Source organism: Bacteroides sp. NSJ-39 (assembly GCF_014287315.1).
GTDB lineage: Bacteria > Bacteroidota > Bacteroidia > Bacteroidales > Bacteroidaceae > Bacteroides > Bacteroides finegoldii.
Window position 1 is genome coordinate 329,450 of sequence record NZ_JACOOB010000003.1, and the last position, 24,310, is coordinate 353,759.

Consider the following 24,310-nt stretch of genomic DNA (forward strand, 5'->3'; position numbering starts at 1 on the left):
ATCCATCCAGATGTCGTAGTTTTGAACCTGAAAAATAGTTCTGGTAATATAAATAAAAGAAGAGATATGAAGATAAAAAAACTATTGTTGGCAGGATGTATAGCCTTTTCCACAGTATCAAGTTTCGGAAAAGACTATAAACTTTGGTATGACACACCAGCCTCTATATGGGAAGAAGCGCTTCCTCTTGGCAACGGGCGTATCGGGGCCATGGTTTATGGTAATCCGCTGCAAGAAATATATCAACTGAACGAAGAAACATTATGGTCGGGATACCCTCAAGACTGGAATAACCCGAAAGCGGCAGAGGCACTCCCGCTAATCCGTGAAGCTATCAGAGAAGAAGATTACGCCAAAGCAAGCGCACTCTGGAAAGAAAACGCACAAGGCCCTTATACGGCACGTTATCTGCCCATGGCAAACCTAATGCTGTCACAACATTCACAAGGACAGCCGGAAAACATATACAGAGACTTGAATATCTCAAATGCCACAACGACAGTAACCTATGAAGTGGATGGTGTAAAATATCACCGCACCTCTTTTATTTCATACCCCGACCAGATAATGGTCATACAACTGAAAGCGGACAAACGCCAGTCCATATCTTTAGACGTCCGATTGAAAAGCTTATTACGTTACCAAGTGAAAAACGTCAACGAGAATGAACTGATATTGAATGGAAAAGCACCGAGCTATGTAGCCAACCGCAGCTATGATCCCCGGCAGGTTGTTTATCACGATCAGTCAGGGCTGAAATTTAAAGTAAAAGTCAAACTGTTGCCTAAAGGGGGAAACTATGCATCTACCGATTCTGTCCTCTCTATACGAAATGCTGATGAAGTACTGCTACTTCTATCGGAGGCGACCGACTTTCATCAGCCTGAAATCAAACTTAACGATTGCAAACGTACCTATGAAGAATTGTTGGACAGGCATCTCAAAGATTACCAGTCACTTTTCAACCGTGTAGAATTATCATTAGGGAAACACTCCTCCCACAAGGAACAATTACCTACAAACCGACGACTGATAGAATTTACTTCAACCCCCGATGACAACGGACTACTGGAATTATACTATCAATACGGCCGGTACCTGATGATTGCCTCCTCCCGCGAGGGTGGTCTTCCTGCAAACCTACAAGGTATCTGGAATCAGCACATACAACCGTCCTGGGGTTCGAACTATACCACCAATATTAACACTGAAATGAATTATTGGATGACGGAGACTGCCAATCTTCCGGAATGTTTCCTGCCTTTGTCCGACTTTATCAAACGTCTCTCCGTCAACGGAGCACAAACTGCAAAAATCAATTATGGCATGAGCTGCGGCTGGCTCTCGCATCATAACTCGGACGCATGGGCGCAAACCGCACCGACAGGTGGATATGCAACTGACCCTAAAGGTTCCCCACGCTGGACATGCTGGCCGATGTCAGGCGTCTGGCTGTGTCAACACTTATGGGAACATTATGCTTTCGGAGGTGACCGCCAATATCTGTCACAGACAGCCTATCCGATCATGAAAGGAGCTGCAGAATTCCTCTTGCAATGGTTACAACAAGATCCTGAAACTGGAAAGTGGGGAACCAACCCTTCCACATCTCCTGAAAACAGTTTCCGGTATACTGATAAAAACGGAAAGAAACAAACCGGCGAACTCAGCCGCTCTTCGGGTATGGATTTAGGACTTGCCTGGGACTTGCTGACCAACTGCATTGAAGCTTCCCGTATCTTGAACACAGATGCCGGTTTCCGGCAGCAACTGGAGAAAGTGCGTGACAATCTCCAGCCGCTACAAATTGGTTCGAAAGGACAACTGCTGGAATGGGAAAAAGAATTTGAAGAGGCTGACCCGAAACACCGCCACGTATCGCACCTGTTCGCCCTGCATCCGGGACGGCAAATTTTACCGGAAAGAGATGTCGAACTGGCAAATGCCTGCCGCCGCACGCTGGAACTCCGCGGAGACGGAGGAACAGGTTGGGCAATGGCATGGAAAATCAACTTTTGGGCACGCTTATATGATGGCAATCATGCTTTTTTATTATTGAAAAACGGATTGAGATATGTAGATGCCACACAAGAAAGTTTCAAAGGAGGGGGAACATATGCCAATCTGTTTGATGCCCATCCCCCTTTCCAGATAGACGGAAATTTCGGAGGTACGGCAGGTATCACAGAGATGTTGCTGCAAAGTCATGCCGGATACATACACCTGTTACCGGCTCTTCCCGACAACTGGCAGAATGGCAAAATCAGCGGTGTCCGTGCCAGAGGTGGTTTCACCATTGATATGGAATGGAAAAAAGGAAAAGTCGCCAATTTGTCAATAACCTCAAAACTAGGTGGTCCGTGCCGTATCCGCGAAGGCGCTTCCGGAAAAGAACGAACCATAGAAACCCGTAAGGGGGAAACTTATTCAATAAAAGAATTCAATAAAAGAACATCAAATTAGCAATACCCATGAAACGGAGAATATTACACTTACCTCTTACTCTATGTCTTTACTTAGGACTATGCTCATCCTGTACCTCCGAGTCCAAGGACTCCATAGTAGAAGACAATCTGACATTCGCACAATCGCAACTACGAGTTGCATTCGACGAGATAGATTATGCCCGGACCAACGAAACACCTGAAAGCCGCAAAGAACGCGAAAAAAAAGATTGGGGGGAACTTACCAATCCACGTAATTCCGAACCGGACGGTTCATTACATCTGGTACCGTCTAAAGACTGGACCAGTGGTTTTTTTCCGGGAGAATTGTGGTATCTCTATGAATATACGCAAAATAACTTTTGGAAAAAGAAAGCACAACAGCATACAGATATGCTTGAACGGGAAAAGATGAACGGAAAAACACACGATATGGGGTTCAAGATGTATTGCAGCTACGGCAACGGTTACCGGTTAACACAGGACGAACGGTATAAAGAAATCTTACTGCAATCGGCACGTACCCTGTCCACCCGTTTCAAGCCTCAGGCAGGCATTATCCGTTCATGGGACCACAGCCGGAAAAAATGGGACTGTCCGGTCATTATTGATAATATGATGAACCTTGAGTTATTGTTCTGGGCTACCAGAGAAAGTAAAGATTCTACTTTCTATCATATCGCCGTCAGCCATGCACGGACAACAATGAAGAATCATTTTCGTCCGGACAACAGTTGCTATCATGTGATAGACTATGATACCATATCGGGCAAAGTGCTGAAAAAGAACACGCATCAGGGGCTTTCACATGAATCGGCATGGTCACGCGGACAGGCATGGGCGTTGTATGGATACACGATGTGTTACCGTGAAACCAAACTTCCGGAATTCCTCCAACAAGCAAAAAATGTGGAAGAATATCTGTTTAACCATCCCCATATGCCGGCAGATTACATACCTTACTGGGATTTTGACGCCCCCAATATTCCGAATGAGCCACGTGATGCCTCCGCAGCAACAATTATTGCTTCAGCCTTATATGAACTCAGCTTGTATGACTCTGAAAATACCGGACGTTATAAAGAACGGGCGGACAAGATACTTGAAAACCTGACAAAAAACTACCGGAGTGCGACAGGGAAAAATAACGGTTTCCTTCTACTTCACAGCACAGGAACCAAACCATCGGACGTTGAAGTAGATGTCCCCATTGTTTATGCCGATTATTATTTTATCGAAGCATTATTGAGAAAAGACAAACTGGAAAAAACAGGTAAACTATTCTAAACGAGAGATGAAAAGACTGATTTACATAATATGCTTATTGATTTGTTTTCCGGGAATATTACTGGAAGCTAAAGTACTCACAGCACATAAAACCCGGTTAACCGACAACTGGTTTTATCTCAAGGGAGATATCGGAAATATTTGGGAAGCGGTACGACCTGCCAGTCCCGGAACTTCCGAAAGCGTCCCTATATGGACACCTGTCACACTGCCACATTGTTTCAACGCAACAGACGCTGTAGATCCGGCCATGAATTACTATCAAGGACCAGGATGGTACAAGACACTGCTCGACATACAAAACCCCTATCCTGACGGACGTATTCTACTAGATTTTGAAGGCGCAGGACAAAAAACCGAAGTTTATATTTATACTACTCTGGTAGCTTCCCATACCGGTGGTTACGACGAATGGACAGCAGATATCACTGAAGCAGTACAGGCCTTCGCCTCCACCCCCGAATGCGTCAAACGCTTCAATGGAAAAATTCCCCTCTCTATCCGTTGCGACAATAGCCGGGATGCGGAAATGATTCCTTCCGACTTATCAGACTTTAATGTTTACGGCGGCTTATACCGTTATCTCAACCTGGTATATATTCCGGAAGTTTCCGTAGAACGGCTACAAATAGACGCCACTCCGGACAAAGAATTGAAAGAAGCGGAACTTTCCATACAGGCTTTTTTCTATAATCCGGCGGATATACGAGAAGCCACTATGGAAATTATCATAAAAGATCCTGCTGGAAAAATAGTATTGGAGGAAGAAAAGAAAGTGGTTCCGCTCGGTAAAGCTCCTCTATTGACAACCACTGTTCAAAAACCCCGGTTATGGTCAGATAAACATCCTTTACTTTACACTTGTGAGATCACACTAAAACATAATGGGCAGGAACAGAAAGCTGTCGAACATTTCGGTTTCCGTCATTTCGAATTTATAGAGAAAGGACCTTTTATGCTTAACGGCTCACGATTGCTGCTCCGCGGTACCCATCGCCATGAAGACCATGCGGGTGTAGGCGCAGCTATGACAAAGGAACAAATGCGTGCAGAAATGATACTCATGAAACAAATGGGTGTCAACTTTATCCGGCTGGGGCATTATCAGCAATCAAGCATCATCCTTTCTCTCTGCGACGAACTGGGCATTCTCGTATGGGAGGAAATCCCCTGGTGCCGCGGCGGACTAGGAGGCAAACGGTATCAGAACCAAGCCAAACGAATGCTGAGAAACATGATTCATACACATTATAACCATCCTGCCGTTATCATCTGGGGACTGGGCAATGAAAATGACTGGCCCAACGATTTTCCGGAATTTGATAAAGGCAAAATACGTGCTTTCATGAAAGAACTTCATGATTTGGCTCACTTGTTAGATGACAGCCGCATGACTGCCATCCGACGGTGTGACTTCTGCAAAGACATTGTCGATGTTTACTCCCCCTCTATCTGGGCAGGTTGGTACAGGGGAATTTTTACCGACTACAAAAAGGTCTCTCGTCATGAAATGCAGCAAGTGAAACATTTCCTCCACGTTGAATGGGGAGGCGACTGCCATGCCCGTCGACATGCAGAAGACCCGTTCGTCAACCTGGATAAAATCGAAGCTGGAAAAGGCGCGGACGAACGTGCCGGAGATGCTTCTCTTTACGGTGGAAATGCACGTGCATCCAAAGACGGTGACTGGTCAGAAAGTTATATGGTACGTCTCATCGACTGGCACTTGAAGGAACAAGAAACGATGGACTGGCTAACAGGAACAGCCTATTGGCCATTCAAGGACTTCTCTACTCCGGTTCGCCCGGAAAATCCTGTTCCATATGTCAATCAGAAAGGAGTAGTAGAGAGGGATCTTACTCCTAAAGAAACTTATTATGTTTTCCAGTCTTATTGGAGCCAAAAACCAATGATACATATCTATGGACACACATGGCCTGTCCGTTGGGGTAAAACTGACGAAAAGAAAGAAGTATTGGTTTATTCCAATTGTCCGCAAGTAGAATTAATTGTCAACGGCACATCGTATGGAACGAAAAAACGTAACAGCAAGGATTATCCGGCAGCAGGACTTCGCTGGAAATGTCCGTTTCAGGCAGGAGACAATACGATCATCGCACGCTCCAATGGAAAAGAAGGGGTTACAGATACAATACGTTTCATATACGAAACCCGCAAATGGGAAGCACCTGCACGTTTACAAACCCAAATTACCTCATGTGGAAAAGACAGCTTGCTGGTGGAAGTACAAATAGTAGACATCCGGGGAGTACCTTGCCTGGATGCCAGAAACTATATCGAATTCGGACTGGCAGGTGATGGAAAACTTCTTGAGAACCTGGGAACTTCTACTGGTTCTCGAAAGGTACAAGCATATAACGGTCGTGCCGCAATTCGGATAGACAAGAGAAAAGGAGAATCAGTCGTTTCTGTACATTGCGACATACCTGAAGTTAAAACTGTACTTATCAGAATTTAAGTTGCCCGGCAACCACCAATTATATTTATAAATACACTATCTTTGTACAGTTACGTCTCCCCTCATTGCTAATGAGCAATGGCATATTCGTCCAAAGAATAGTGTACTTATAAATATAATATTTTCATATGGAATACTCAAAAAGTAAAATCAAAGTGGTTGCCGTTACCGGGCTACTGACCGGACTGCTCTTCTCCTCTTCCATATCTGCCCAGGATATTTCGGGCACCTGGCACGGAAAACTAACCGTCCCCACCGGTTCGCTGACTATCGTATTCCACATTAATCAAACAGAACAAGGAACTTATGTGACAACACTCGACAGCCCCGACCAGGGAGCCAACGGTATAAAGACGCAATCCACTTCTTTCAAGGACTCCATAGTGACGATTCAGATACCTTCTATCCATGCTTCCTACAAAGGTAAATTGAGCAGTAACCATACGATAAGCGGAACTTTCACGCAAGGAATGCCCATGCCGTTGAATTTGGAAAAGGGAGAAACCGCTCCCCCAAAACGTCCGCAAGAGCCTCAGCCGCCTTTTCCTTATAGAAACGAAGAAGTCACGGTAAGGAATGAACAGGCCGGAATCAATCTTGCAGGCACGCTGACTCTTCCCGAAAAGGGAAGTAAATTTCCGGCAGTGGTTATGGTGACAGGAAGCGGCGCGCAGAACCGGAATGAGGAGATTATGGGACATAAACCTTTCCTTGTCATCGCCGACTATCTGACCCGAAACGGAATCGCAGTGCTGAGATGTGACGACAGAGGAACAGCCGCATCGCAAGGTGACCACACAACTGCCACCAACGAGGATTTCGCAACAGATACGGAAGCTGCCATCAACTATCTGCGTGGTAGAAAAGAAATAAACACAAAGAAAATCGGCATTATCGGACATAGCGCAGGCGGAATTATAGCATTCATCGTAGCTGCCAAAGACCCGTCGGTTGCATTTATTGTTTCATTGGCAGGAGCCGGTGTAAGAGGTGACAGCCTGATGTTGAAGCAAGTAGAATCAATTTCCAAATCCCAGGGAATGCCGGATGCGGTTTGGCAAGGAATGAAACCGTCTGTACGAAACAGATATGCCATACTGCAACAGGCGGACAAAACAACGGGCGAACTGCAAAAAGAATTATATGCAGATGTTACTAAAACGATGTCGCCCGAACAACTGAAGGATTTGAATACCGTACAGCAGATTTCCGCCCAAATCAGTTCAATGACTTCGCCATGGTATCTCCATTTTATGAGATACGACCCCGCCAAGGACATGAAGAAAATCAAGTGTCCCGTTTTTGCGTTAAACGGAGAAAGGGATATTCAAGTGGATGCCGCTATGAATCTGACAGCCATCCAACAAAGAATCAGTGAAAATGGAAATAGGAAGGTAACTGTAAAAGCCTATCCGAACTTAAACCATCTGTTTCAGACCTGCGAAAAAGGTACATTGGTCGAATATGGACAACTGGAAGAGACTATCAGTCCGGAAGTATTGAAAGATATCACCGATTGGATAAAAAAACAATAAGTCAGAAGCTCATTTTCAAGAATTCCCTCAAATGAAGTAATATTATTCCATCACGATTATCTCACGAATAGAAAGAATCAAGTGAATTGATTTAAATCAAAATCTATCCGTGCGAACTCACTCTGACTGATTTTGTTTTACCTTTGCAGCCGAAAAAAAGCAGCGGCAGATAATTAAGGTAAAAAGTAACAGTATCAGGTATAGTTTCGTATGAAGAAAAGTCTTATTGCATTGGCATTCGGTACGCTTGGATTAGGTATTGCCGAATTTGTAATGATGGGAATATTGCCCGACGTGGCAAAAGATTTAGGTATCAGCATCCCTATGGCGGGACATTTCATTTCAGCTTACGCCTTAGGCGTTTGTGTTGGCGCACCTGTACTGACACTGGCTCGCAAATATCCGTTGAAACATATTCTCTTAGTATTAGTCACCTTGATTATGGTAGGTAATATCTGCGCGGCTATGGCTCCCAATTATTGGGTGTTGCTTGCTGCCCGCTTTATCTCCGGTCTTCCTCATGGAGCGTACTTCGGCGTGGGTTCCATTGTTGCCGAAAGACTGGCTGACAAAGGAAAAGGTTCGGAAGCTGTCTCGATTATGATTGCCGGAATGACTATTGCCAACCTTTTCGGCGTACCGCTGGGAACTTCCCTTAGTACTATGCTTTCCTGGCGTGCCACCTTCCTGTTGGTAGGTATTTGGGGAATTGTTATCTTGTATTATATCTGGCGTTGGGTTCCTCACGTGGAAGGATTGAAAGATACAGGTTTCAAGGGACAATTCCGCTTTCTTAAAACTCCGGCGCCGTGGCTGATTCTCGGTGCTACAGCATTAGGAAATGGTGGTGTATTCTGCTGGTATAGCTATATCAATCCCATGCTGACACATGTTTCCGGTTTCTCTGCCGAAAGTATTACTCCTTTAATGATTCTTGCCGGCTTCGGAATGGTAATGGGAAATCTGATTAGCGGACGCCTCTCCGACCGTTATACTCCCGGAAAGGTGGGAACCGCTGCGCAGGCACTTATCTGCATTATGCTGTTGCTTATATTCTTCCTTTCGCCTTACAAATGGGCGGCAGCTTTGCTAATGTGTCTTTGTACGGCAGGGCTGTTTGCCGTATCCAGCCCTGAACAAATATTGATTATCCGTGTATCAAAAGGCGGCGAGATGTTGGGAGCCGCTTGCGTACAGGTTGCATTCAACTTGGGAAATGCTATCGGTGCTTATGCAGGGGGATTAGCTGTCAGTGAAGGCTATCGTTATCCTGCCCTCACGGGTGTTCCTTTCGCATTGATTGGGTTTATTTTGTTCCTTATCTTTTATAAGAAATATCAAGCCAGATACTAATATTCTCGAAACGGTTATACCCGAAAAAAGAAAAATCAAGCTATTGAATGAAAAAAGAAAGTGCCGGACGGTTATCAATTCAATAATTTACCGTTCTTTGAACGGTCGTAGCGTGACATGTATTTACATTTTAAATAAAAAAGCGTTTAGCTGGTTTCTGTATCAGAGAAAAGTCGAAATTAATCTATATACACACGAAAACAGACGAATGCTCCCTGCTAAGCGGGGGGTATCTCCTGTTTGTGTATAAGGGCTTCGACTCCCTCTCTGACGGATAGGTAAATACCTTTCCGCTTTTTTTATGTCTATACGTTTGCAAAAGTACGAGACACAGTCTTGTAATAACTATACAGGCAAGTAAAATCAGGCGGGACATCTGGCGGCTGACGGCTATAAAGTCGAAAACGCAACATTCAGGTGTTGCTACTTGCTTTTTACGAAATTTTAGCGAGACTTAGCGAGACCCGAAGGGGAGCAAATGGATTTATCCGGCTGTTCCCCTTATTTTTGTAAATCCCGGCAGAAACGAGATTGAGTACACTTTAATCCATCCTGTTCCTCTTTAGCTGAAATATTCATTTTTTACTTCGGAATGAATGAATTCTTTTCGGTACGGGGATGAATCAAAGCAGTACTGAAGTAAGCCGAGTCATGTACTTGACTTACTCAAGTCTTCTATATCATTTCATTGAGTGTAGTACTCGTTACAGTCAAGTCTCCTACTTGTTACAGCTAAATCTCCTACCAAATATAAAAAGTGAAAAACTGCCTTCAGCTTTCAGTTCTCCAAAAAAGCCCCTTTTCATCGGTGTTTTTGGCTGAAGGCACTCCTGAATGCAAAAGTGTATAACCTTACCACCTTTTTGCTATAATTACTTTCAACAGAGGCTCTATTGTAACAAAACGAAGCCTCTGTTTCACTCAAATAGAACCTTTGTTTCATCAAGATAGAGGCTCTGTTTTGTCCAGCCCACGTGCCGATAATTTCCAGCCCACAGGTAAGCAGCCCTCAGCCCGCGTGCCACCCACTTTTGCTCGGGTGCTGAATCTATATACCCCGCGTGGTGAGCATATAGTTCCAGTACGGTGAGTATATATACCTACCACGGTGAATATATAGATCTACTGTCAAGTCTGAAAAAGCTGAATGCGCTGAAAGCACTCCCCCCTGGCTACAGCCTATTCTCGCAGGGGATGTTTTTTTTCGCTTTCAGCCGCTATCACCTTCTATCAAGGCGTTTGCAGATAAAACTGAAACGGCTGAAACCGGATTATAACATAAAAATTCAGTAAGAGAGTTTTGGCTAATTTAGATACAGATAATTGGAGATTTGATTCATTTCTGCACAGTCATAAACCAACTCATACTAAATCTTTTGAAATTCGAATTTAGCACAGTTGCATTTTCTTCTCCTTTTACTTGAAAATCAACAATTTATTTTTATCTTTGTGAACAGTGTGAGCCTTTCGTTTCTAATAACTTAAAAAAACGACGAGTATGAAACAGCAGTATCTGTTCGACCGCTTCTCGCAGCAAGCGTTGCAAACCCTGCATCGCTACCGTGCTGTTATGTTCAGCCCCACCTTCCGTGATATGTAAATTGCAATTTGAGATTTTTTTCTTCATTTTCCACAATCTACATAGAACAAATTCTTATGGACAAACAATTTCAACCGACCCTTTCTGAAGTACGGGATTGGGTACTCAAGCTATATCAGACTTGTGAAGATACCATTACCAAAGCCGAACGCCGGGAACAGCATAAATACGCCGTTATGGTGCAGCGCCCGCAGGACAAGAAGTTCCTGGTCAAGATGCTTGATGAATCATCGCAAATCCGCGACCGGAAAATACTTGCCAAACGCATCAAGACCCTTCTCGACCAATACGGCGTACCCGAATTTCTGAATAAACGGGATGCTTTCTTATTCAAGATGTATCAGGCATTCGGCTATCATTTCGATTTTATCGCTATCCCGATTATCAAAAAGCGCCTGCGCATGGATACCTCGCAAGTCATCATCAACGAGGAACGTCCGCAACTCACAAAGCATCTCGCTACCCGCGCCAAAGAGAGAATCGGACAGAACGTAAATCTGCTGGGTGAAGTAGTACTTGGTAATGGGGAAGCCGACCATCGTTACCACCATTATTTAGAAGCATTGGAATCACCCGATATCAATTATATCTCTGTGAAAATATCGGGAATCTACGCTCAGACGCATGCCCTGAATTATGAGGGAAGTTTTCCTGAACTCGTCTCGCGAATGTCCGCACTCTATCAGAAGGCTATTGATTTCCCGTATATAGACGAAACCGGTGCAAAACAATCCAAGTTCATCAATCTGGACATGGAAGAATACAAAGACGCGCACTTCACATTGCGTCTTTTCAAGACTGTGCTCAGTCTGCCGCAGTTTAAGAATTACTCTGCGGGAATCGTTGTTCAGGCTTATCTGCCGGATGCGCATGATTTCCAAACGGAATTGTTGGAATTTGCCAAAGCCCGCATAGCGGAAGGCGGTGCTCCTATCAAGATGCGTCTTGTGAAAGGTTGTAACCTGGAGATGGAGACGGTTATTTCTTCCCTGAAAGGTTGGCCGAATCCGATTCTTCCTTCCAAGACGGAAGTGGACGCCAACTATCTGCACCTGTTGGAACGGGCATTGATGCCCGAAAATGCCAAAGCATTGCATCTTGGCGTAGCTTCTCATAATCTGTTCTCTATCGCTTACGCTTATTTGCTAGCTCAGAAGTACGGCACAGCCGAATTTATGACCTTCGAAATGCTGGAAGGAATGGCCAATCATCTATGGCGTGCCCAGTCCATGCTCGGCAATCGGGTGATTCTCTATACTCCGGTAGTCAAGAACGAGCATTTCCTGAATGCAGTTTCTTATCTTGTCCGCCGGATGGATGAAAACACCGCGCCTGACAACTTCCTGACTCACTCTTTCAATCTGAAACCGGATACGGAAGAATGGGACTTCCTTGCGAAACAGTTTGAAGATGCGTATGCGATGAAAGATAACATTACCCATGTATCGCCGCGTATTCAGAATCGTAATCTTCCCTATACTCCCGTTGCGCCGTCGGATACGATGAAGAATGAGCCGGATACGGATTTCGACTTGCCACAGAATCAGGAATGGGTACGTCGTATCTTCGCCAAATGGAAGAAAAACGGAACGGAAGAGCCGGAAATCATCCCGTTACAGATAGGTGCGGAAACGGTAGTATGCGAAAGCCGTTATAAATACCTCGACCGTTGTCAGAATGATGAAGTCTGTATCTGTGAAATGTCACAAGCGGACAGCGGGCAAGTGGAAAAGATTATCGGGATTGCCGAAGCAGACCCTGCCGGATGGAGAAAGACTACACTGGAAGAACGGCATCGGATTATGTACGAAGCATCCAACCGGTTGGCCGACATGAGGGGCGACCTGATAGGTTGCATGTGTGCCGTGACGGGTAAAACGGTGATTGAGGGTGATGTGGAAGTTTCGGAAGCGGTAGATTATGCCCGTTTCTATACGACGGCGATGAAGAAGTTTGCCGTATTGGATGACATAGAGATGAAGCCGAAGGGAACGATATTGGTTATTTCTCCCTGGAATTTCCCTTGCGCTATCCCCGTAGGTGGTATAGTGGCGGGATTGGCAGGCGGAAACACGGTTATCCTGAAACCTGCTACTGTGGCAGCTCCGGTTGCCTGGATGTTTGCCAAGGCATTTTGGGACGCAGGTGTACCCAAAGAAGCATTACAGGTCATCATTACCAATCGGGAAGCACTGAAAGTACTGACTACCGCTCCCGCCATCAAGCATATTATCCTGACAGGCGGCACGGATACCGCCCAAAATATCGCAAAGACTGCTCCGGCAACTCCACTATCCGCAGAAACCGGTGGCAAAAACGCCATTATCCTCACAGCATCGGGCGACCGCGACCATGCTATCATGAATATCGTCGCTTCCGCCTTCGGCAATGCCGGACAGAAATGCTCCGCCTGCTCACTGTTGCTGGTAGAACGCTCGGTCTACGAAGATGAGAATTTCCAAAGCAAACTGAAAGATGCGGCAACAAGTCTGAAAACAGGCAGTGTCTGGAATGCCGGAAATGTGGTAGGCCCGATGATTACCAACAAGAATGACAAACTGCTGAAAGCCTTCAATCTCAGACCGGGAGAGTCGTGGCTGGTTCCACCGCGCTTTATAGACGAGAAAGAATATATATTGGCCCCCACCGTAAAATGGGGAGTAAAATCGGGGAGCTTCTCTTTCTGCACTGAGTTATTCGGTCCGCTACTAAGTGTAGTCTGCATCGATAGTCTCGAAGAAGGTATTGACTTGGTCAATGACCTGTACTACGGATTAACTTCAGGATTACAGAGCCTCGACGAAGCTGAACAGAAACTGTGGAAGGACACCCTATCGGCAGGAAACCTGTATATCAACCGGGGAATTACGGGAGCAATCGTCAACCGTCAGCCATTCGGCGGAATGAATATGTCCGCTTTTGGTGGCGGCCTCAAAGCGGGCGGCCCCAATTATTGCACTTGCTTTGTAGAAATCACAGACAAGCCGGACAGCAAGACTGATTATAAACAAAGCTACGAGAAAGCCTGGCAGGAAGAATTCTCAAAAGCCAAAGACATCAACAAGCTATACGGGGAACAGAATCTTTTCCGCTATCTGCCTCTGTATGAAATGATTCTACGTCTATTCCCGGAGGATACGGACGAGGAAGCATTGATGATTGCCTATGCGGCAAAGACCTGCGGAACACCGCTCGCCATCAGCTTCGACCCAACAGACAACCGTAGCGCCGCACTTGCCGAAGCCGGTTGCGAACTAAGGGAAGAGTCAATGGAGAAATTTCTGGAAGTAATGATAGATTATGCAAGAATACGGACTTGTTCGCCCAATATTCCCCAAAAAATGTATGAAGTAGCTGCGGAATATGATATGTACATTGCGACAGCACCGCCCGTCAAGCAAGGACGCATCGAGTTGCTGCACTATATCAAGGAGCAAAGCATCTCTTTCGAGTATCACCGATACGGTAGTATTTCCGAAGTGCCACCTTGCGAGTAATAATGAAATGAATACTTTCTCCCCTTATTCTTCCGGCTTAACTTTCCAATTGGAAGTAGCCGGGAATAAGGGGAGAAGACAGAAAGTGCACCAAGTTTCCTTTATTAGTTCAAAAATGATTATCTTTGCAAACTAAAACGAGCAACTTGGTAACAAAAGTAATAATAGATTAATATGGCATTGCAATGTGGTATCGTAGGACTACCGAACGTGGGTAAGTCAACACTTTTCAACTGTTTGTCGAACGCAAAGGCACAAGCGGCAAACTTCCCTTTCTGTACAATTGAACCGAATGTAGGTGTAATCACCGTTCCCGATGAACGTCTGAATGCACTGGCAGAATTGGTACATCCCCAAAGAATCGTCCCTACAACAGTAGAAATCGTAGATATAGCCGGACTGGTGAAAGGCGCAAGCAAAGGTGAAGGACTGGGAAACAAGTTCCTTGCCAATATCCGTGAGACGGATGCAATTATTCACGTACTCCGTTGCTTCGACGATGAGAACGTGACGCATGTAGACGGAAGTGTAAATCCTGTCCGTGACAAAGAAATCATCGACTACGAACTTCAGTTGAAGGATTTGGAAACTATCGAAAGCCGTATCCAGAAAGTGCAGAAACAGGCGCAAACAGGTGGTGACAAAGCTGCAAAACAGGCTTACGATGTGCTGGTTCAATACAAAGAAGCTTTGGAACAAGGCAAATCGGCACGTACCGTTACTTTTGAAACCAAAGACGAACAAAAGATTGCCCGTGAACTGTTCCTGCTGACCAGCAAACCGGTAATGTACGTCTGCAACGTAGACGAAGCAAGCGCGGTAAACGGAAACAAATACGTCGATATGGTACGTGAAGCCGTGAAAGACGAAAATGCAGAAATCCTGGTTGTCGCAGCCAAGACAGAAGCGGACATCGCCGAACTGGAAACGTACGAAGACCGTCAGATGTTCCTTGCCGAAGTAGGTCTGGAAGAATCGGGCGTGGCGCGTCTTATCAAATCAGCTTATAAATTATTGAATCTTGAAACTTACTTCACAGCCGGCGTACAGGAAGTACGTGCCTGGACGTACGAAAAAGGATGGAAAGCTCCGCAATGCGCAGGTGTTATCCATACCGATTTTGAGAAAGGCTTTATCCGTGCAGAAGTTATCAAATACGAAGATTATATCCAATATGGCTCGGAAGCAGCCGTGAAGGAAGCCGGTAAACTGGGTGTGGAAGGAAAAGAATATGTCGTACAGGATGGCGACATCATGCATTTCCGTTTCAACGTGTGATTATCGACAATCACCGACGACTTATTAATTACTAATTCGCTAACAACATGAAATATCTCATTGCAGGAACGGGAGGTGTAGGCGGCAGTATCGCAGGATTCTTGTCGCTGGCAGGCAAAGATGTAACTTGTATTGCCCGTGGAGCTCATTTACATTCAATTCAGACAAACGGCCTGAAACTGAAGTCGGATTTAAAGGGCGGACATACGCTCCGGATTCCGGCTACTACCGCTGAAGAATTTAACGGAAAAGCAGATGTGATATTTGTATGCGTAAAAGGTTATTCGGTCGATTCTATTGTAGAACTGATTAAAAGGGCAGCGCACAAAGACACGGTTGTCATCCCTATTCTGAATGTGTACGGCACAGGACCGCGCATACAAAAACTGGTTCCGGGAGTCACGGTTCTCGACGGATGCATCTATATCGTAGGTTTCGTATCCGGCACAGGAGAAATCACCCAAATGGGAAAAATATTCCGTCTGGTATATGGTGCTCATCACGGCACAGTTGTGAAACCCGGATTGCTGGAAGCTATCCGCCAAGACTTGCAGGAAGCAGGTATAAAAGTGGACTTGTCACCGGACATCAACCGGGATACGTTTATCAAATGGTCGTTTATCTCCGCAATGGCTGTGACGGGTGCTTACTACGACGTTCCGATGGGAGAAGTGCAAAAACCGGGAAAGATACGGGATACGTTTATCGGACTTTCTACGGAAAGCGCCGCCTTAGGGAAGAAACTTGGCGTCGAATTTCCCGAAGACCCCGTCAGCTATAATCTGAAAGTGATTGACAAACTCGACCCCGAAAGTACCGCTTCCATGCAGAAAGACCTGGCACGCGGACACGACTCGGAAATACAGGGACTGCTCTTCGACGTGATTGCGGCAGCCGAGGAACAAGGAATAGACATACCGACCTACCGGATGGTTGCGGAGAAATTCAAAGAATCTAATCATTAACATTAATCCAATATAGAATGAATACCATGCTATTATCCATCAACTGGAACCCGAATCCCGAACTATTCAACCTGTTCGGCATTTCTATCCGTTATTACGGATTACTGTGGGCAGTAGGAATATTCTTTGCTTATGTGGTTGTTCACTACCAGTACCGGGATAAAAAGATAGAGGAAAAGAAGTTTGACCCGCTTTTCTTTTATTGTTTCTTTGGTATTCTGATTGGTGCCCGCCTGGGACACTGTTTGTTCTATGACCCGGGATATTACCTGTCCCACTTCTGGGAAATGATTCTTCCCATCAAATTCATGCCGGACGGAAACTGGAAATTCACCGGATATGAAGGACTTGCCAGCCACGGCGGTACATTAGGATTGATAGTTGCCCTTTGGCTGTATTGCCGCAAGACGAAGCTCCATTATATGGACGTGCTGGATATGATTGCCGTAGCTACGCCAATCACTGCCTGCTTCATCCGCCTTGCCAACCTGATGAACTCCGAAATTATCGGCAAACCGTCTGATGTACCCTGGGCGTTTGTTTTCGAGCGTGTGGATATGCTACCCCGCCATCCGGGACAACTCTACGAAGCCATCGCTTATCTCATCCTGTTTTTCATCATGATTTACCTGTATAAGAATTACAGCAAGAAACTGCACCGCGGCTTCTTCTTCGGGTTTTGCCTGACTTATATCTTCACCTTCCGCTTTTTCATCGAATTCCTAAAAGAAAATCAGGAAGATTTTGAAAACAGCATGATGTTCAATATGGGACAATGGTTAAGCGTTCCGTTTATCATAATAGGCGTCTATTTCATGTTCTTTTATGACAAGAAGAAAAAGAAAATAGCCTAAATCAAAAAAAGAGGGATTAGCGGTTCAAACATCGCTAATCCCTTTTTTTATCAATAAAACAAATGCCATTTCCCTAATGTCAGGACAATAATCGAAAACATATCCTAAGACATTATATACATTTTCAGCTTATTTCCCCCTGACTATCTTCTTAATATCATTCAGTTTATTCAGCGCTTCAATAGGAGTAAGATTATTCACATCAAGATTCAATATCTCATCACGAATCTGACAGAGAATCGGATCGTCCAACTGGAAGAAGCTTAACTGCATACCTCCACGATTCTCGCTCACTTCTGCCAACGGTTTACCTGCTATGCCCTGTTGGCGATTATCAGATTCAAGCTGTTTCAATATCTCATTTGCACGTTTCACAATGCTTTTCGGCATACCGGCCATCTTTGCCACATGAATACCGAAAGAGTGTTCACTACCGCCACGTTCCAGTTTACGAAGGAAGATTACTTTATTATCAACTTCTTTCACCGATACATTATAATTCTTGATGCGCTTGAAAGATTTCTCCATCTCATTCAATTCATGATAATGCGTAGCAAATAATGTACGTGCTTTTGCTTTCGGATGTTCATGGATATACTCTACAATTGCCCAGGCAATGGAAATACCATCATAAGTAGAAGTACCACGACCCAATTCGTCAAATAATACCAGACTCCGGGAAGAAACATTATTCAGGATATCAGCCGCTTCATTCATCTCTACCATGAATGTAGATTCACCGACTGATATATTATCGCTCGCTCCTACACGGGTAAATATTTTATCAACTAAACCGATATGCGCACTTTCCGCAGGAACAAACGAGCCGATTTGAGCCAATAGCGTAATCAATGCTGTTTGGCGCAAGAGTGCCGACTTACCGGCCATGTTCGGACCCGTAATAATAATAATCTGCTGTGTATCACTGTCCAGCATTACATCATTGGCAATATACTTCTCGCCTATTGGAAGTTGTTTTTCTATTACCGGGTGACGTCCCTGACGAATATCCAATACGTCATTATCCTCAATAATCGGACGGATATAACGATTCTCACGAGCCACATTGGCAAATGACAACAGACAGTCCAGACGTGCAATCTGATTCGCATTAATCTGTATCTGTGGAATAAACTCCATCAATGCCTGTACTAAGTCCGTATATAGCTGCGTTTCCAGAATCAGAATCTTATCTTCCGCTCCCAAAATCTTTTCTTCATATTCCTTTAGTTCCTGCGTAATATAACGTTCTGCATTAACCAGCGTCTGTTTACGAATCCACTCTTTAGGAACTTTATCTTTATGGACATTACGGACTTCGATATAATAACCGAATACGTTATTATAAGCCACTTTCAAGCTTGGAATACCCGTCAACTCACTTTCACGCTGTTGTATCTGGAGCAAATAATCCTTCCCCGAATACGAAATCCGGCGCAATTCATCCAAATCCGCATTCACACCGTCTTGAATCACCCCACCTTTATTGACAGCCAATGGCGGATCATTCTTTATCTCTTTGGCAATCCGGTCACGAATAGTGACACAAAGATTCAACTGTTCCCCTATCTGATTCAGACTTGCATTATCCGCTTGAATACATGCCAGTTTAATGGGTTCGATGGCCTGCAATGCCACTTTCAGTTGAGCAACTTCGCGCGGTGACACACGCCCTACAGCCACTTTGGAAATAATACGTTCCAAATCCCCTATCAGATGTAACTGTTCTTCAATGACAGCTTTAAAATCCGGTTGGCGGAAAAAATATTCCACCACATTCAATCGTTCATCAATCGGTTTCTTATCCTTCAACGGGAAGACCATCCAACGTTTCAGCAAACGTGCTCCCATCGGGCTGATCGTTCTGTCAATCACATTGAGCAGACTGCTTCCGCCATCATTCATATTGCTGATCAGCTCCAGACTACGTACCGTAAACTTATCCAGGCGGACATATTTATCTTCTTCAATACGAGACAATGAAGTAATATGCCCGATTTGCGTATGTTGCGTCATCGTCAGATATTGCAGGATAGCACCGGAAGCAATGATACCGTTCTTCAGATGCTCCACTCCGAACCCTTTCAGGTTCTTCGTTTCAAAATGTTTCAGAAGTTTTTCGCGGGCCGTCGTTTCCGTAAATACCCAATCATCCAGCTCGAATGTGAAGAACTTACTGCCAAAATTACCCTCAAACATCAGCCGCTTGCCTCTTTCAAAAAGAATCTCTTTCGGACCGAAGTTATTCAACAGTTTATCTACATAATCAAAAGGTCCCTCTGCTGTAAGAAATTCACCGGTAGATATGTCGAGAAAAGCGACTCCGCAGGAAGCCTTGCCGAAATGAACGGCAGCCAGAAAGTTGTTCTCTTTATAATTCAGCACATTATCATTGATAGAAACGCCGGGAGTCACCAATTCGGTTATACCTCGCTTCACCAACTTTTTCGTCATTTTCGGATCTTCCAACTGATCACAGATAGCGACACGCTTTCCGGCACGAACCAGTTTAGGAAGATACGTATCGAGAGCATGATGGGGAAAACCCGCCATCTCAATGGTTTTACCTTTTCCGTTTGCACGTTTTGTCAGTGTGATTCCCAGAATTTCGGAGGCAACAATGGCATCTGTAGAATATGTTTCATAAAAGTCGCCGCAACGAAACAGCATCACTGCATCCGGATGTTGCGCCTTCAAATCCAGAAACTGTTTCATCATCGGGGTAAGGACGATTTCTTCTTTGTTCACGGTTCTCTCCTTTTCTTCTTTATTTAAAGTAAACAATTGCGTTATCTTTGCAAAGATAACGGTTTTCCGGCAGAGAATCAACGGTATCCCCCGTTTCAATTTTCAAAATAAGTGTTGCATACTTTTAAAAAGGGAGGATGTTTTTCTTAACAAACAGGAAGATAATATTAAAACGTGTTATAAAACATATTATTTTTCTTGGATAATTTGCTAATATCACAGAAGTCCGTACCTTTGTAATGTGTTTTTCATAGTATTAGATTTAAGGTTAACAAAGGTTGGGTCAAGGCGTTGACCCTTTTTTTATGCCCGTACGGCTCAAATAGCAAAACCTACTTTTTTCTATCTTCAAATAAAGCGATTATGACTGCTTTTAGAACAGGATAAAAGATTATCAAGGCTTTCGCACTCCAAATGGTTAAAAGTATACCATATAAGATTGGCATTATTTGAATCTTATATGGGTCCTTGAACAATCCTAAAACGCATAAACTTATCCCACTTAAAAAAATCACTAAAAAGAATACTGCACATATAAATATGGGAAACGGACCGTCATATTCAGTAAAATCGGCTAATCCAAGCCATTTCTTCCATTTTCTCCACCGTTCTATCCTCCTTTCTTCCGGTTCCCTTTCCTTCCTCATTCTCTCCGACTCTATCACACGCCGACGGAATTCCTCTTGAGGACGCTGTAAGCTGAGATTGTATCTCCGCATCTTTTCGCTGATGCGTTTCTTTTTTCTTTTTGTCATTCTTGTATTTATTATTTCTTGTGGTTTTTACCTAATTTATTTCTTTTCTGCCTGATAGACTCCAAAAATAATGCAACCTGCTCCCAATAATGTAATCCACGTGATTTTTTCGTGGAGAATGATAACCGAAGCTACCATTGTTACCAACGGATTGAGATAGATATAATTGGAGGCTCTAACGGTTCCCAACTGTTTCAATACCACATTCCAGAGGACATAACAAACCAGGGATGCCAGAACGGCCAAAAATAAGAGATTGGATAATACAACCGGTTTTAAAAGTACATCGAAATCAGATTGTAACGGATGAAGAAGAAAAGCGGGAAGTATGGTCAATACTCCATAAAAGAATATTTTGCGGGTGATAAATACAGTGGGGTAACGCCCTGTCATTTTTTTTATCACCAAACTATAAAATGCCCACGACAGGGCGGCAAGTAAAGTGAGCAAATCCCCTACCGGAGATAACTTGAGTACGAAACTACCGTTGAAGACCACCAATCCCACCCCAATTAAAGCTAATATGGAACCGTAAATCAAACCTTTGGTGGCTTTTTCACTCTTATAAAAGAAAAGGGAAAGAATGGTAGTAAGCAGGGGAGCTGTGCAAATGATGAAAGCGACATTGGATGCTTGCGTAATTCCCAAAGCTGTATTCTCTGTAAAGAAATAGAGTGAACCACCGAAAAAACCTCCTGCCATCAACCAAAGTTCGTCTTTCCAGTTACTCGTAAACAGACGTTTGGGGGAAATCACCCAAATGCCCAGATAAGCAACGAGAAAACGATACAAGAATATCTCCTGTGGGGTCAGTCCGTGATTAATCAATACTTTGGTTGATATGAAAGTCAATCCCCAGATAGCAACTACAAGTATCGCAATCAGATGGTAATATCCATGCTTCAATTCCATAATGGTGGTGATGTTTGTTTAATAGAGTGCAAAGATAGCGAGAAGTTATGGAATGTTTGTTTGGAGAAGTAACAAAAAGCCCGTACCTTTGTTTATGTTCAAAGAAAGCTCCTAAAATAAGGTATAAGTTATGGAAAAATATATAGCACCGGACAGGAAACGTATCCCCTATGGTATGATGAACTTTGCAGTAATCCGCCGCGACGACTGTTATTATGTGGACAAAACCCGGTTTATACCCATGATAGAAGAAGCGGACAAGTTTTTCTTCTTTATTCGTCCGCGCCGTTTCGGCAAAAGCCTCACTGTAAATATGTTGCAGCACTATTATGATATACTTGCCAAGGATAAGTTCGAAGCGCTGTTTGGCGACCTTTACATCGGAAAGCACCCTACGCGCGACCGGAACAGCTATCTGGTACTATACCTTAACTTCTCCGGAATAGTAGGCGAACTGCACAACTACCGCAAGGGACTGGACGCGCATTGCCAAACAATGTTCGACTACTTCTGTGACATTTACGCCGACTTTCTCCCCAAAGGCATCAAGGAAGAACTCGACAAAAAAGAAGGAGCTGTCGAACAAATTGAATACCTGTTCACAGAATGTAATAAGACCAACCAACGTATTTACCTCTTTATCGACGAATACGACCATTTCACCAATGCCATCCTCTCGGATATAGAAAGCCTGCACCGCTATACGGACGAAACACATGGCGAAGGTTATCTGCGCGCCTTCTTCAATAAAATTAAAGCCGGAACCTATTCCAGTATCGAGCGTTGTTTCATTACCGGTGTAAGCCCCGTGACAATGGACGACCTCACAAGTGGTTTCAATATCGGAACCAACTACTCGCTCACACCGGAATTCAACGAGATGATAGGTTTCACGGAAGAAGAAGTGCGCCAAATGCTCACTTACTATTCTACCACCAGTCCATTCAACCACAGTGTGGACGAACTGATAGAAATAATGAAACCCTGGTATGACAACTACTGCTTTGCAGAAGAATGTTATGGTGAAACTACTATGTACAACTCCAATATGGTACTCTACTTCGTCAAGAATTATATTCAACGAGGCAAAGCCCCCCGGGATATGGTAGAAGACAATATCCGTATCGATTACGAAAAATTGCGTATGCTCATCCGGAAGGACAAAGAGTTTGCCCATGATGCCTCCATCATACAAACATTGGTGAGCAAAGGCTATGTCACCGGAGAACTGAAAAAAGGTTTTCCTGCTGTCAATATTACCAACCCCGACAACTTTGTGAGCCTGCTCTACTATTTCGGTATGCTCACCATTAGCGGCACGTATGAAGGAAGGACCAAACTCACCATCCCCAATCAGGTAGTCCGCGAACAAATATACACCTATCTGCTGAGTACCTACAACGAAGCCGAACTCAATTTCAGCAGTTACGAAAAGAACGAACTTGCCAGCGCTCTTGCCTACCGAGGCGACTGGAAAGCCTATTTCGGTTATATTGCCGACTGCCTGAAACACTACACTTCCCAGCGCGACAAGCAGAAAGGTGAATTTTTTGTCCATGGCTTTACGCTTGCCATGACGGCACAAAACCGTTTCTACCGTCCCATTTCCGAACAGGACACACAGGCAGGCTATGTCGACATTTTCCTCTGTCCGTTACTGGATATCTATTCAGACATGAAGCACAGCTACATTGTGGAACTGAAATATGCCAAGTATAAAGACCCTGAAAACCGCGTGGAAGAACTGCGACTGGAAGCTATTAACCAAGCCAATCGCTATGCTGACACTGATACGGTAAAGAGAGCAGTCGGCACTACACAGCTTCATAAGATTGTGGTTGTATACAAAGGAATGGATATGCCGGTATGTGAAGAAGTTTAATACAAAAAGGAACTCGCATTACAAGCGCATTATGCAAAAGAATCTTTCGAACGTGCGTATGATTTCCTGTATGGAAGTTATGCGCAAGGTTGTCCCCCAATATGATGCACGAATGAATATTTTCATTTCATCTCTCATATCTCTCATAAAACATAGATAAAGCACATATTATCAAATAGATAGTTTATGAGAGATATTTCCATAAGCCTGCATCTCTCATACTTTTCCCGTTATCTCTCATAGTTTTTTCACTCATCTCTCATATTTTCTCCCTTCAAATAGCCTTATACAACTCAACAAATATTGCTCTTTCCATTCTCACCAAACGGTTATTGATGTACCAATGTACTTATATCTTTAGTATAAACGCCTATCATTTACAGATAATCTTACCTACATAATAATCGTTCCACTAAAGTAAACAAAACAGTGCACTCCAGTAGAGAGCTCTGTTCACTCTAGTGAACGGTTCATTGCACTCTAGTGGAACGGTTATAATGCTTATTCAATCCAGGGCAGACGCATTATATTTTTTACTATATTCTCCTTTGCTATTCCTTTGTTATATTATTGTTTATTAGTATATTACCATTTGTTTATGTCGATTGTTTTTCTTATCTTTATAAGATATATTAAAACATAAACTAACATGAAAATTGGCATAATTGACCTTTGTAAACAAATAGAAGATCCTAGGATGAACCGTAAAAAAGTACATAAA

13 protein-coding genes are annotated in these 24,310 nt (G+C 44.0%); 10 read left to right on the forward strand and 3 right to left on the reverse strand.

Going from position 1 to position 24,310, the window contains the following annotated elements; genetic code table 11:
* The first annotated feature begins 66 nt into the window (after nucleotides 1-66).
* The 9 genes from H8S63_RS05780 (at nucleotide 67) to lgt (ending at nucleotide 17,292) form a co-directional block, all read left to right on the forward strand.
* A complete protein-coding gene (locus tag H8S63_RS05780) occupies nucleotides 67-2,463 on the forward strand; it encodes a glycoside hydrolase N-terminal domain-containing protein (protein ID WP_186926026.1) in 2,397 nt (798 codons plus the stop codon).
* 8 nt (nucleotides 2,464-2,471) lie between these two features.
* Nucleotides 2,472-3,731: a glycoside hydrolase family 88 protein gene (locus H8S63_RS05785; protein WP_186926028.1), complete on the forward strand. Its 1,260-nt coding sequence runs from the start codon at nucleotides 2,472-2,474 to the stop codon at nucleotides 3,729-3,731.
* 7 nt (nucleotides 3,732-3,738) lie between these two features.
* Entirely contained in the window at nucleotides 3,739-6,210 is a 2,472-nt protein-coding gene (locus H8S63_RS05790; RefSeq protein ID WP_186926030.1) for a glycoside hydrolase family 2 TIM barrel-domain containing protein, read from the forward strand.
* Nucleotides 6,211-6,338: 128 nt separating this feature from the next.
* Nucleotides 6,339-7,745, forward strand: a complete 1,407-nt coding sequence (locus H8S63_RS05795; protein WP_186926031.1) for a S9 family peptidase — start codon at nucleotides 6,339-6,341, stop codon at nucleotides 7,743-7,745.
* Between the two features lie 210 nt (nucleotides 7,746-7,955).
* Nucleotides 7,956-9,098, forward strand: coding sequence for an MFS transporter AraJ (gene araJ, locus H8S63_RS05800; RefSeq protein ID WP_186926033.1), 1,143 nt, complete (start codon nucleotides 7,956-7,958; stop codon nucleotides 9,096-9,098).
* A 1,656-nt stretch (nucleotides 9,099-10,754) separates the two neighbouring features.
* A complete protein-coding gene (locus tag H8S63_RS05805) occupies nucleotides 10,755-14,195 on the forward strand; it encodes a bifunctional proline dehydrogenase/L-glutamate gamma-semialdehyde dehydrogenase (RefSeq protein WP_186926035.1) in 3,441 nt (1,146 codons plus the stop codon).
* Between the two features lie 174 nt (nucleotides 14,196-14,369).
* A complete protein-coding gene (gene ychF, locus H8S63_RS05810) occupies nucleotides 14,370-15,473 on the forward strand; it encodes a redox-regulated ATPase YchF (RefSeq protein WP_073347090.1) in 1,104 nt (367 codons plus the stop codon).
* Between the two features lie 47 nt (nucleotides 15,474-15,520).
* Complete coding sequence (locus H8S63_RS05815; RefSeq protein WP_186926037.1) at nucleotides 15,521-16,438, forward strand: ketopantoate reductase family protein; 918 nt, start codon at nucleotides 15,521-15,523, stop codon at nucleotides 16,436-16,438.
* Nucleotides 16,439-16,455: 17 nt separating this feature from the next.
* Entirely contained in the window at nucleotides 16,456-17,292 is an 837-nt protein-coding gene (gene lgt / locus H8S63_RS05820) for a prolipoprotein diacylglyceryl transferase (protein ID WP_186926039.1), read from the forward strand.
* 129 nt (nucleotides 17,293-17,421) lie between these two features.
* Here the strand turns inward: lgt and mutS are convergent, their stop codons facing one another.
* The 3 genes from mutS to H8S63_RS05835 all read right to left on the reverse strand — a co-directional run bounded on the left by mutS (nucleotide 17,422) and on the right by H8S63_RS05835 (nucleotide 21,707).
* Nucleotides 17,422-20,010, reverse strand: a complete 2,589-nt coding sequence (mutS, locus tag H8S63_RS05825; RefSeq protein WP_186926057.1) for a DNA mismatch repair protein MutS — start codon at nucleotides 20,008-20,010, stop codon at nucleotides 17,422-17,424.
* 362 nt (nucleotides 20,011-20,372) lie between these two features.
* Entirely contained in the window at nucleotides 20,373-20,795 is a 423-nt protein-coding gene (locus H8S63_RS05830) for a hypothetical protein (protein ID WP_186926041.1), read from the reverse strand.
* Nucleotides 20,796-20,831: 36 nt separating this feature from the next.
* Nucleotides 20,832-21,707 (reverse strand): DMT family transporter, encoded by an 876-nt coding sequence (locus tag H8S63_RS05835; protein WP_186926043.1) that lies wholly within the window; start codon nucleotides 21,705-21,707, stop codon nucleotides 20,832-20,834.
* 130 nt (nucleotides 21,708-21,837) lie between these two features.
* On the opposite strand from H8S63_RS05835, the gene H8S63_RS05840 reads away from it, so the two are divergent.
* Nucleotides 21,838-23,589: an AAA family ATPase gene (locus H8S63_RS05840; protein WP_186926045.1), complete on the forward strand. Its 1,752-nt coding sequence runs from the start codon at nucleotides 21,838-21,840 to the stop codon at nucleotides 23,587-23,589.
* Nucleotides 23,590-24,310: the final 721 nt, after the last annotated feature.